At 62.5% G+C, this 12,091-nt stretch carries 8 protein-coding genes; 2 read left to right on the top strand and 6 right to left on the bottom strand.

The features are described from left to right. Window positions 1–152: 152 nt before the first annotated feature. The 3 genes from LPA34_RS17215 to LPA34_RS17205 all read right to left on the bottom strand — a co-directional run bounded on the left by LPA34_RS17215 (window position 153) and on the right by LPA34_RS17205 (window position 7,438). The gene (locus LPA34_RS17215) at window positions 153–1,622 is read right to left on the bottom strand and encodes a glutamate synthase subunit beta (protein ID WP_228980297.1); all 1,470 of its coding nucleotides are present in this window, start codon (window positions 1,620–1,622) and stop codon (window positions 153–155) included. A 110-nt stretch (window positions 1,623–1,732) separates the two neighbouring features. After that, window positions 1,733–6,436: a glutamate synthase-related protein gene (locus LPA34_RS17210; RefSeq protein WP_228980289.1), complete on the bottom strand. Its 4,704-nt coding sequence runs from the start codon at window positions 6,434–6,436 to the stop codon at window positions 1,733–1,735. Window positions 6,437–6,730: 294 nt separating this feature from the next. Continuing rightward, on the bottom strand, window positions 6,731–7,438 hold the full coding sequence (locus tag LPA34_RS17205) for a transposase (protein ID WP_228980284.1): 708 nt from the start codon (window positions 7,436–7,438) through the stop codon (window positions 6,731–6,733). A gap of 187 nt (window positions 7,439–7,625) precedes the next feature. On the opposite strand from LPA34_RS17205, the gene LPA34_RS17200 reads away from it, so the two are divergent. After that, a complete protein-coding gene (locus tag LPA34_RS17200; RefSeq protein ID WP_228980282.1) occupies window positions 7,626–8,348 on the top strand; it encodes an OmpW/AlkL family protein in 723 nt (240 codons plus the stop codon). Window positions 8,349–8,626: 278 nt separating this feature from the next. Beyond that, window positions 8,627–9,010 (top strand): DUF883 family protein, encoded by a 384-nt coding sequence (locus tag LPA34_RS17195; protein ID WP_228980280.1) that lies wholly within the window; start codon window positions 8,627–8,629, stop codon window positions 9,008–9,010. 179 nt (window positions 9,011–9,189) lie between these two features. Here LPA34_RS17195 and LPA34_RS17190 read toward each other — a convergent pair whose 3' ends face one another. Genes LPA34_RS17190 through LPA34_RS17180 form a run of 3 tightly spaced genes read right to left on the bottom strand, consistent with a single transcriptional unit; the run spans window position 9,190 to window position 12,086 of the window. After that, on the bottom strand, window positions 9,190–10,398 hold the full coding sequence (locus LPA34_RS17190; protein ID WP_407672608.1) for a deoxyguanosinetriphosphate triphosphohydrolase: 1,209 nt from the start codon (window positions 10,396–10,398) through the stop codon (window positions 9,190–9,192). Between the two features lie 51 nt (window positions 10,399–10,449). Further along, window positions 10,450–11,526, bottom strand: coding sequence for a 3-dehydroquinate synthase (gene aroB, locus LPA34_RS17185; RefSeq protein WP_228980278.1), 1,077 nt, complete (start codon window positions 11,524–11,526; stop codon window positions 10,450–10,452). Between the two features lie 8 nt (window positions 11,527–11,534). Then, on the bottom strand, window positions 11,535–12,086 hold the full coding sequence (locus LPA34_RS17180; RefSeq protein WP_228882612.1) for a shikimate kinase: 552 nt from the start codon (window positions 12,084–12,086) through the stop codon (window positions 11,535–11,537). Window positions 12,087–12,091 lie beyond the last annotated feature (5 nt).

Genomic DNA, 12,091 nt, shown 5'->3' with positions numbered 1-12,091 from the left:
GCGCCGCCGCCGAACCTCCGGACGTAAAAAAACCGGGTCGCCCTTTCGGGCGCCCGGCTTTCCGTTACCGCTTTGTCGTCTCCACCTCTTCCTGCATAAACGCTGCGTCGACGCGATACCGCAGCATACCAGCCGCGCCGAAGTGGAAAAACTTAACGCGGCAGTTCCGAATGGCCCATCAGGAACGCGTCGACCGAACGCGCGCACTGACGGCCTTCACGGATCGCCCAGACGACGAGCGACTGGCCACGACGCATATCGCCCGCCGTGAACACCTTGTCCACCGACGTGTAATAGGCCTTGTCGCCTTCGGTCGAGGCACGCACGTTGCCGCGCGCATCCTTGTCGACGCCGAACGCCTCGAGCACCGGCGAAACCGGCTGCGTGAAGCCCATCGCGAGCAGCACGAGGTCGGCCTTCATTTCGAACTCGGAACCCGGCACTTCCTGCATCTTGCCGTCCCTCCATTCGACGCGCGCCGCGACGAGCTTCTCGATCTTGCCGTTCTTGCCTTCGAGACGCTTGGTGGCGACTGCCCAGTCGCGCTCGCAGCCTTCGTCATGCGACGACGACGTGCGCAGCTTGACCGGCCAGTACGGCCACACGAGCGGCTTGTTCTCTTCTTCCGGCGGCTGCGGCAGCAGTTCGAACTGCGTGACGCTCTTCGCGCCATGCCGGTTCGACGTACCGACGCAGTCCGAACCCGTATCGCCACCACCGATCACGATCACATGCTTGCCCTTCGCGAGCAGCTGGTTGGGAACCTTGTCGCCGGCGTTGACCTTGTTCTGCTGCGGCAGGAATTCCATCGCGTAATGAATGCCTTCGAGCTCGCGGCCCGGCACCGGCAAGTCGCGCGGCGTTTCCGAGCCGCCAGCGATCACGACCGCGTCGAACTGTTCTTTCAGCTCGTCCGGCGTAATGGTTTCTTTTGCCGTGTTGCCGATCCAGGCCGGCAGCGAGTCTTTCTTGCCGACGAACACGTTCGCGCGGAACGTCACGCCTTCGGCTTCCATCTGGCGCATGCGGCGGTCGATCAGCCACTTTTCCAGCTTGAAGTCAGGAATGCCGTAACGCAGCAGACCGCCGACGCGATCGTTCTTTTCGAACACGGTGACATCGTGCCCCGCACGCGCGAGCTGTTGCGCAACCGCCAGACCCGCGGGGCCGGAACCGACCACCGCGACCTTCTTGCCAGTCTTGTGCCTCGGCGGCTGCGGTGCGACCCAGCCTTCCGTCCAGGCCTTGTCGATGATCGCGTGTTCGATCGATTTGATGCCGACCGGATCGTCGTTGATACCGAGCGTGCACGCCGCCTCACACGGCGCCGGGCAGATGCGGCCCGTGAACTCCGGGAAGTTGTTCGTCGAGTGCAGCACTTCGATCGCGTTCTTCCAGTCCTGATGGAACACCAGGTCGTTGAAGTCCGGGATGATGTTGTTCACCGGGCAGCCGTTGTTGCAAAACGGAATGCCGCAGTCCATGCAACGTGCGCCCTGGATTTTGGCTTCATCGTCGGTCAAAGCCGCGACGAATTCCTTGTAGTGCTTCACACGCGTGAGCGGAGCTTCGTACGCCTCATGGCGGCGTTCGAACTCGAGAAAACCGGTTGCCTTGCCCATATGGTTCTCTTCTCTATCTTTATCAGGTGGGGTGATCCGCGTCCGCCACATCGAAGCGGCGGACGCCTGTTGCTGCTTTCGCAGTGCTGCTGGCCGTAACGCGGAAAGCTTTACGCGGCGAGTACTTCCTTCGCTGCCTTCTTCGCGCCCATTTCGCCCAGCGCGCGCTTGTATTCCGTCGGGAATACCTTCACGAACTGGCGTCGCGCGGCGTCCCAGTTTTCGAGCAGCGCCTTTGCACGCGGCGAGCCCGTGAACTGGAAGTGACGCTCGATGAGGCCCTTCAGCAATGCTTCGTCGGTCTGGTTCGCGTGCCACAGCGCACGGTCGACTGTGCGTTCCTGTTCGGCTGTTTGCAGCACCGGTTCGAGCGCGACCATCGACTTGTTGCACTTGCCGGCGAACAGGTTGTCCGGATCGAACACATACGCGATACCGCCCGACATGCCGGCCGCGAAGTTACGGCCCGTTTCGCCGAGCACGACCACCGTGCCGCCCGTCATGTATTCGCAGCCGTGGTCGCCCGTGCCTTCGACAACCGCCGTCGCACCCGAGTTACGCACGCAGAAGCGCTCGCCCGCGACGCCCCGGAAGAACGATTCGCCTTCGATCGCGCCGTACATCACCGTGTTGCCGCAGATGATGTTTTCCTCGGACTTGCCGCGGAAATCGTTCGTCGGACGGATGATGATGCGGCCACCCGACAGACCCTTGCCGACGTAGTCGTTGCCATCGCCAACGAGGTCCAGCGTGACACCCTTCGCGAGGAACGCGCCGAAGCTCTGGCCGGCCGTGCCCTTCAGCTGGATGTGAATCGTGTCGTCGGGCAGACCGTCGTGGCCGTACTTCTTCGCGATCATGCCGGAGAGCATCGCGCCGACCGTACGGTTCACGTTGCGCACCGGCTGGATGAACGAGACGTGCTCGCCCGTCTCGATCGCGGCCTTCGCCTTCTCGATCAGCGTGTGGTCGAGCGCGCGCTCAAGACCGTGGTCCTGAACGTCGACGTGCTTGCGCGCCACTTGCGCGGGGACCTGCGGCTGATAGAACACCCGCGAGAAATCGAGACCCTTCGCCTTCCAGTGCTCGACGCCCTTCTTCATGTCGAGCAGTTCGGCGTGACCGATCAGGTCGTCGAACTTGCGGATGCCCAGTTGCGCCATGATTTCGCGCGCTTCTTCAGCAACGAAGAAGAAAAAGTTGACGACGTGTTCCGGCTGGCCCTTGAACTTCGCGCGCAGCACCGGATCCTGCGTCGCAACGCCGACCGGGCACGTGTTCAGATGACACTTGCGCATCATGATGCAACCTTCGACGACGAGTGGCGCCGTCGCGAAGCCGAATTCGTCCGCGCCGAGCAGCGCGCCGATCACGACGTCGCGGCCGGTCTTCATCTGGCCGTCGGCCTGCACGCGGATACGGCCGCGCAACTGGTTCAGCACCAGCGTTTGCTGCGTTTCGGCGAGACCGAGTTCCCACGGCGTGCCAGCGTGCTTGATCGACGACAGCGGTGAAGCGCCCGTGCCGCCATCATGGCCCGCGATCACGACGTGATCGGCCTTCGCCTTGGCAACACCCGCCGCGACCGTACCGACGCCGGATTCCGACACCAGCTTCACCGAGATGCTTGCGGCGGAATTGGCGTTCTTCAGATCGTGGATCAGTTGCGCCAGATCTTCGATCGAGTAGATGTCGTGGTGCGGCGGCGGCGAGATCAAGCCCACGCCCGGCACCGAGTAACGCAGCTTGCCGATGTACTCGGACACCTTGTGACCCGGCAACTGGCCGCCTTCGCCCGGCTTCGCGCCCTGCGCCATCTTGATCTGGATCTGGTCGGCCGAGGCGAGGTATTCCGCCGTCACGCCGAAGCGGCCGGACGCCACCTGCTTGATCTTCGAGCGCAGCGAATCACCATCCTTCAACGGGATGTCGACGATCACTTCATCGCCGATCACGGACCTCATGGTGTCGCCGTTCCTGATCGGAATGCCGCGCAGTTCGTTGCGGTAACGGTTCACGTCCTCGCCGCCTTCGCCCGTGTTCGACTTGCCGCCGATGCGGTTCATCGCAACCGCCAGCGTGGCGTGCGCTTCCGTCGAGATCGAGCCGAGCGACATCGCACCCGTCGCGAAGCGCTTGACGATGTCTTTCGCGGATTCGACTTCGTCGAGCGGAATCGCTCTGGTCGGATCGAACTTGAATTCGAACAGGCCGCGGAACGTCATGTGACGCTTCGTCTGATCGTTGATCAGATGCGCGTATTCCTTGTACGTCTGGTACGAGTTGCTGCGCGCCGAGTGTTGCAGCTTGGCGATCGCATCCGGCGTCCACATGTGCTCTTCGCCGCGCACGCGATACGCGTATTCGCCGCCGGCGTCGAGCATCGTCGACAGCACCGGGTTGTCGCCGAACGCCTCGCGATGCAGGCGGATCGCTTCTTCAGCGACGTCAAAGAGGCCGATACCGCCGACCTTCGACGACGTGCCCTTGAAGTACTTCGCGACCAGATCCTCAGCCAGACCGACGGCTTCAAAAATCTGCGCGCCGGTGTAGGACATGTACGTCGAAATGCCCATCTTCGACATGACCTTCTGCAGGCCCTTGCCGACTGCCTTCGTGAAGTTGTAGATCGCCTTGTCCGCCGACAGGTCGCCCTTCATGCCAGCCGCGAGCTGCGCGAGCGTTTCCATCGCGAGGTACGGGTGCACGGCTTCCGCGCCGTAGCCCGCGAGCAGCGCGAAGTGATGCGTTTCACGCGCCGAACCCGTTTCGACGACCAGCCCCGTGCTCGTGCGCAAACCTTGCTGCACAAGGTGCGTGTGGATCGCCGACGTGGCCAGCAATGCGGGAATCGCGACGTTGTCGCGGTCGGTGCGGCGGTCGGACACGATCAGCATGTTGTAGCCGGACTTCACGGCGTCGACGGCTTCCGCGCACAGCGACGCGAGACGCGCCTCGATACCTTCCTTGCCCCAGGCCACCGGATAGCAGATGTTCAGTTCATACGAGCTGAACTTGCCGCCCGTGTACTGATCGATCGTGCGGATCTTCGCGATGTCGCGGAAGTCGAGCACCGGCTGCGACACTTCGAGACGCATCGGCGGGTTGATGTTGTTCGTGTCGAGCAGGTTCGGCTTCGGGCCGACGAACGACACCAGCGACATCACCATGTTTTCGCGGATCGGATCGATCGGCGGGTTCGTGACCTGCGCGAACAGCTGCTTGAAGTAGTGATAGAGCGTCTTGTTCTTGCTGGACATGACCGCCAGCGGCGAGTCGTTGCCCATCGAGCCGATCGCTTCCTCGCCCGCCTGCGCCATCGGCGCCATCAGGAACTTGAGGTCTTCCTGCGTGTAGCCGAACGCCTGCTGGCGATCGAGCAGCGCAGCCGCTTCGCGGCGTTCCGTGACGACGTCTTCCGCCTTCGGCTCGATCTCGTCGAGCTTGATGCGCACGGCGTCGATCCAGCTCTTGTACGGCTTCGCGTTCGCGAGGTTGTCCTTCAGTTCCTTGTCGTCGATGATGCGGCCGTGTTCCATGTCGATCAGGAACATCTTGCCCGGCTGCAGACGCCACTTCTTGACGATCTTCGACTCGGGAACAGGCAGCACGCCCGATTCCGACGCCATGATGACGAGGTCGTCGTCGGTGATCAGATAGCGCGCCGGACGCAGACCGTTACGGTCGAGCGTCGCGCCGATCTGACGGCCGTCGGTGAACGCGATGGCGGCGGGGCCGTCCCACGGCTCCATCATCGCGGCGTGATATTCGTAGAACGCGCGGCGATTGTCGTCCATCAGCGTGTGCTGTTCCCACGCTTCCGGAATCATCATCATCATCGCGTGGACGAGCGGGTAGCCGGCCATCACGAGCAGTTCGAGACAGTTGTCGAACGAGGCCGTATCCGATTGACCCGGGTAGATCAGCGGCCACAGCTTCGGCAGGTCGTCGCCGAGCACGTGCGACGCGATCGCGCCGGTACGGGCGTTCAGCCAGTTGACATTGCCCTTCACCGTGTTGATTTCGCCGTTGTGGGCGATCATCCGGTACGGGTGAGCCAGCTCCCATGCCGGGAACGTGTTCGTCGAGAAGCGCTGGTGCACGAGCGCGAGCGCCGACACCGTGCGGTCATCCTGCAGGTCGCGGTAGTACACGCCGACCTGCCCCGCCAGCAGCAGCCCCTTGTAGACGACCGTGCGCGCCGACATCGACGGCACGAAGTATTCCTTGCCGTGCTTGAGCTTGAGCGCCTGGATGCGGTGGCTCGCGGTCTTGCGGATCACGTACAGCTTCCGTTCGAGCGCGTCGGTGACCATGATGTCCTTGCCACGGCCGATGAAGATCTGGCGGATCAGCGGCTCGCTCGCCTTCACCGTGGGCGAAATCGGCATCGTGTGGTCGATCGGCACGTCGCGCCAGCCCAGCACGACCTGGCCTTCCGCTTTCACCGTACGTTCGAGTTCCTGCTCGCACGCGAGACGCGATGCATGTTCCTTCGGCAGGAAAATCATGCCGACGCCGTACTCGCCTTCCGGCGGCAGCGTCACGCCCTGCTTCGCCATTTCCTCGCGGTAGAAGCCGTCCGGCACCTGAATCAGGATGCCCGCGCCGTCGCCCATCAGCGGATCGGCGCCGACGGCGCCCCGGTGATCGAGGTTCTCGAGGATTTTCAGGCCCTGCTGGATGATCTCGTGGCTTTTCTTGCCCTTGATGTGGGCGACGAAGCCGACGCCACAGGCGTCATGTTCGTTTTGCGGGTCGTAGAGCCCTTGCTCGGCGGGAACCGAAGACATCGGTTGCAGGTGGTCGTTCATGGGGACACCGTCTGTAGGGGGCCGATCGGCCGTTGAACCATTTTTCTGTTGCCTGCGGCCAGCACTGCAACCGCGGGCAGGTCGAGTTTCCAGAATGCTGCACGCTCGGGAATCGCCGGAAATCGAAATATACGCGACGAATCAAATGAATAGCAAATAAAACACGATGGTACGACCCCGATTATCAGATTGGTGCATCGCGGTGAATTTTTATTAGTGCCGCATCAAATCGATGCAAAAGAAAACGGCATGCGAAGATGCCGTCGGTTTTGCAGCGCGTTGATCCGAAAAGGCTTATTGCGTCTGCGGCGTTTCACGGACCTTGCGCGGGCGGCCTCGCGGCAACGGCGACACGCGCCGGTTCGCGGCACGCGCCGCCCACTCGCGATAGGTCTCGCTACCGAGCACCCAGCCTTTCAGGGTGGCTTGCTGAAGCTGGTTTGTCTCGCGTTCGTCGAGCGGTTGTTCACAGAGTTCGCGATAGGCACGTTGCCGTTCGAACGGCGTGTTGCCGAGCGACCAGTACAACGGATGATCGGTGATGAGGCTGTCGAGCGTCAGGCCGATGTGATGCCGGTAACTCGACCAGCGATAGTCCTCCGGTGTGCTCACGAGCTGCATGCGCACCGGGCACATCTCCACGACGCGGCTCGCGAGCAGAAAGTACCGCTCGCCTTCGATCACGGTCGCGCGATAGCGCCCTTCCCACAGCGTGCCGCGTCGCGCATAGCGACGGTTGAAGTGCGCCACATAGCGACGCCCGACGGCCTGCATCGCCTTGGGCAGACTCGACTCTTCGGAGGGCGTGACAAGCAGTTGCACCGCGCCCGGCATCAGCACGTACGCGTGTATCGCCAGACGATGATCACGCGATGCTGCCTTGAGGCAATCGATGAAGAGCTCGTAGTCCTGGTCGTCGACAAATGCGGGCTGCTGGTCGAGTCCGCGCAGGATCACGTGCTGCGGCTGGTCGGGGACATAAAGACGTGCTAGCCGTGCCATGCTGGATTATCCAATAGACGCGTTAGTGATTACCCGAGGGGTCCGTAAAGCCATGCGGGCGCGAGGTCCGGTGCCGCCTGGCTTCGCCAGAAACCGCGCGGAGCTTAGGGAGAAGCCTCTAACTGGCGCGTGTGTTTGTTTGAAACGTTCTGGTCATAATGAGCGGGCTTTTTCAGGAGGAGCACAGATGAAATTAAAACAAGCCATTACAGGGATGGCTGCGCTGGCTTGCATCACGACAGCACATGCCCAGTCGGCCGGCACTTTTTACGTTACAACGGGCTGGTTTCACCTCGCCCCTCAAGACAGCAGTCATCCGCTTAAGGAAACAAGCGTCGGCGGCTCGCCCGTCAACATCGAAATTCCGAACACAGGCGCCAGTCTGAGCGACGCCGACACGGCAGGCTTCACCGCTGGTTACTTCGTCACCGACCACATCGCGACCGAACTCGTGATGGGCATTCCGCCCAAGTTCGACCTCAACGGTACCGGTCAGTTTGCATCGTTCGGCAAGCTCGGTGAAGCAAGACAGTGGAGCCCGACATTGCTTTTCAAGTACTACTTCCGCGCGCCTGAATCGAGGTTTCGTCCGTACCTCGGGCTCGGCGTGACCCGTACGTGGTTCACCGACGAGCAGATCACGAACAGCCAGTTCGAACAAGGCGTGCTGCATGGTCCGACATCGGTAACCACGGATAGTTCGTGGGCACCCGTGTTCAATCTCGGCTTTACGTTCGCCATCGACCAGCACTGGTTCGCAGGCGTGTCAGTGTCGTACGTGCCGCTGAGTACCACGGCCAAGCTCAATACTCAGGCGAACACGCCGGTCGGCACGCTCACGGTCGCTTCGGAAACGAAGATCAAGTTGAACCCGATCGTCACGTACATCAATGTCGGTTACCGCTTCTAGGCTAAGCGTAGTCGAGATTTGGGGGCTTGAACAAGAAACGCCGTCATGATTTATTCATCACGGCGTTTTGTTTTGTCCGGCGGACGGCCTGAGGGGTGCCCGATCAAGGTTTGTAATTTTGACCACCGCCGTGCAACGTCGCCGTGCTCGCTGGTACGGCAAATCGCTGCAATCGTCTGCGGGAAGGCGTTCCTGGGTTTGGCACCGAAGTTGCATGAGAACGTGTTTCCCGCACGATGACGCGGGATTTTTGCCAATCCATCATCGACGGAGCCACCATGAACGCACTACCGAATACACGCGACGCCATTGGAGATTCGCTGAATTCGACAGGCCGCCGGGCACGCCGCATTGCACGGCACGGTCGTCACGCTGCCGAAGACATTGGCACTGAATTGCGCTCGCTGATGTCGGAGCTTGAGGAAACACTGGCCGACGGCACGTCGGCGGATGCGGCCGCGCTGCGCGCACAGTTGCGCAAACGCCTCGACGCGGCACGCGCGCGGCTCGACGACACGCGCGTAGCCGTACGCGAACGCGCCGAAGTGGCGATGGCCGATGCCGATGACTACGTGCACGACAATCCGTGGAAAACCATCGCCATCGTTGGCGGGATCGCGCTCGTCGCCGGGGCGTTGCTTGGGCGGAACAATATGCGCTAGAGGCCGGTTTCGTGCCCGGCCGGAAGGCTCGCGGCGCTTGCTGGCGCGGGAGATGGCCCTGAGGGGAGGCGGTGCGTTTCGGCGCACTCGCCGTTTTGCCTTGCGTTGACGATTGAGGCGCCTCACGTGCTGATGGCTGCCCGACGTCATGGGGTGACGCTATGAGACGGGCGATACCCCTAGTTGTCGTCAATGACGAACAGTCGCCGGTATTCCTTCAATGCATACCGGTCCGTCATGCCAGCGATGTAGTGCGCGATCAGCCGTGGCTGCTGCGCTTCCTGATTCGACTGATAGCCTGGCGGCAGCAGACGCGGATCATCGGTGAACGCATCGAACAGACCCACGACAACGCGGCGCGCCTTGTTCGCCATCCGCATCACGCGATAGTGGCGATACAGGTTCTTGAAGAGGAAGCGCTTGAGCACCGCCGCCTGTGCGGCGACGTGTTCGCTGTGCGCAACGAGCGGCGGTGCGCCGCGCACGTCGTCGAGCGAACGGGGCGCATGTTCCGCGAGATTACGCGTCGTGGTGTCGATCAGATCGACAATCAGCGTGTTGATGATGCGCCGGACCGTTTCGTGGACGAGCCGTCGCCCTTCGATATCCGGATACTCGTCACGCGCCGCTTCGTGATGCGTTTGCCATAGCTCGACTTCGGCGAGTTGCGCGATCGTCAGGAGACCGGAGCGCAGACCATCGTCGACATCGTGATTGTTGTACGCGATCTCGTCGGCGACATTCGCGATCTGGGCTTCGAGCGACGGCTGACGCCCTTCGAGAAAACGTTCGCCGAGCGCGCCGAGCTTGCGCGCGTTCTCACGCGAACAGTGCTTCAGGATACCTTCGCGCGTTTCAAAGCAGAGGTTGAGTCCGTCGAAGCCGCCATAGTGCTCCTCCAGATCGTCGACAACGGTGAGGCTTTGCAGATTGTGTTCAAAGCCGCCGTGCTCACGCATGCATTCGTTGAGCGCATCCTGGCCCGCATGGCCAAACGGTGTATGCCCGAGGTCGTGCGCGAGCGAGATGGCTTCGACCAGATCCTCATTCACGCGCAGATTGCGCGCGACGGAGCGCGCGATCTGCGCGACTTCGAGACTGTGCGTGAGACGCGTGCGAAACAGGTCGCCTTCGTGGTTCACGAAAACCTGCGTCTTGTACTCGAGACGACGAAACGCCGTGGAATGAACGATGCGGTCCCGGTCGCGCTGAAATTCCGTGCGTGCGCTGGGCGGCCGCTCCGGATAACGGCGCCCGCGCGACTGCGCCGAATGCGCCGCGTAGGGCGCGAGATGCTGCTCGAGTGCGGCAAGCGGAGAAAGCGTCGCCACGCCCGGCGCCTGGCTACCGCGTGGATCGGTCGACATGTCGCTGCGCGTTTCGCTCACCGGTCTCTCCAGTTCATGGGCGACGCCGACGCAAGCACGCGCGGGCTGTGCTCAGACTGCCGCCGCGAGGGTTGCGCGAACGACGTCGTCAGGTGCCTCGCTGATCAGCGTGTCGCCGAAACGCTTCAACAGGATGAATTTGATTGCGCCGGCCTGTGCTTTCTTGTCGACCTTCATCAAGTCGATGTACCGCGAATCACCCAGCGTGGGCGCGCGCGTGGGCAGGTGTGCAGCCACGATGACGTCCACCAGACGCGTGCGCGCCGCCTCGTCGAGATGACCGAGACGCACCGACAGATCCGCCGCCATCACCATGCCGCAACCGACGGCTTCACCGTGCAGCCATTCGCCGTAACCGAGGCCCGCCTCGATCGCGTGTCCGAACGTGTGACCGAAATTGAGGATCGCCCGCAGTCCGCCTTCGCGCTCGTCAGCCGCGACCACCGACGCCTTGATCTCGCACGAACGCTTGACCGCCTCGGTGAGCGCCTGCGGCTCACAACGGTTGAGCGCTTCGATGTTTGCTTCGATCCAGTCGAAGAAAGCGGCATCGGCAATGGCGCCCGTCTTGATGACTTCGGCGACACCGGCCGAGAGTTCGCGCGCAGGAAGTGTACGTAACGCGCCGATGTCCGCGATCACCGCCTGCGGCTGGTAGAACGCGCCGATCATGTTCTTGCCGAGCGGATGGTTGATGCCCGTCTTGCCGCCCACCGACGAATCGACCTGCGACAGCAACGTTGTCGGCACCTGGATGAACGGCACACCGCGCATGTAGCATGCCGCGGCGAAACCGGTCATGTCGCCGATCACGCCGCCGCCGAGCGCGATGAGCGTCGTCTTGCGATCGGCGCGGGCGGTCAGCAGCGCATCGAAGATCAGGTTGAGCGTTTCCCAGTTCTTGTGCGCCTCGCCGTCCGGCAAGACGACCGTCGAAACCTGTTTGCCAAGCGGCGCCAGCGCGCGGCGCAGCACGTCGCCGTACAGCGGATCGACGGTGGAATTGGTGACGATCGTGACGGACGCGCCCGCGATATGCGGTGCGAACAGCGCGGTCTGGCCGATCAGATCGGCACCGATATGGATGGGATAGGCGCGTTCGCCCAGTTCGACGTTGACGGTAATCATGCCTGCCATTATGACGCAGGATGTCTGGCGACGCCGGCCATCTCGAGCTGCATCAGCACCATATTGACGAGCCCGTTGACCGACGGACGCCCGGTTTCGATGACGAAATCGGCGCATTCGCGGTAAAGCGGATCGCGCACCGAATACAGCGCTTCGAGCCGGCCTTTCGGATCTTCGGTTTGCAGCAGCGGGCGATTCTTGTCCCGGCGGGTGCGCAGCCAGAGATCATGTGGATTGGCCCGCAGATAGACGACGAGGCCGCGGCTGCTCAGCACTTCCCGGTTTTCGGGCCGCAGCACCGCGCCGCCGCCGGTCGCCAGCACGATTTTGTCGCGGCCGGTCAGATCGGCGATGGTGTGCGCTTCCCGGTCGCGGAAACCCGCCTCACCTTCGAGTTCGAAGATGGTGGCGATGCGCGCGCCCGTACGCGCCTCGATTTCATGGTCGGAATCGAAGAACGGGCGGTCCAGCCGGCGCGCCACCGCCCGGCCCACGGTGGTTTTACCCGCCCCCATGAGCCCTACAAAAAATACATTGGCGTTTGCGTCCCGCGGTTGCAACGGTG

Origin of the sequence: Paraburkholderia gardini (assembly GCF_907164575.1) — a bacterium.
Lineage (GTDB): Bacteria > Pseudomonadota > Gammaproteobacteria > Burkholderiales > Burkholderiaceae > Paraburkholderia > Paraburkholderia gardini.
The sequence above is the reverse complement of the archived record's forward strand: the minus strand, read 5'-3'. Positions and strand labels throughout refer to the sequence as shown.

Coding starts and splice junctions, on each gene's coding strand:
- LPA34_RS17200 (WP_228980282.1), top strand. CDS start 7,626: ATGAAATTAAAACAAGCCATTACAGGGATGGCTGCGCTGGCTTGCATC.
- LPA34_RS17205 (WP_228980284.1), bottom strand. CDS start 7,438: ATGGCACGGCTAGCACGTCTTTATGTCCCCGACCAGCCGCAGCACGTG.
- LPA34_RS17210 (WP_228980289.1), bottom strand. CDS start 6,436: ATGAACGACCACCTGCAACCGATGTCTTCGGTTCCCGCCGAGCAAGGG.
- aroB (WP_228980278.1), bottom strand. CDS start 11,526: ATGATTACCGTCAACGTCGAACTGGGCGAACGCGCCTATCCCATCCAT.
- LPA34_RS17215 (WP_228980297.1), bottom strand. CDS start 1,622: ATGGGCAAGGCAACCGGTTTTCTCGAGTTCGAACGCCGCCATGAGGCG.
- LPA34_RS17195 (WP_228980280.1), top strand. CDS start 8,627: ATGAACGCACTACCGAATACACGCGACGCCATTGGAGATTCGCTGAAT.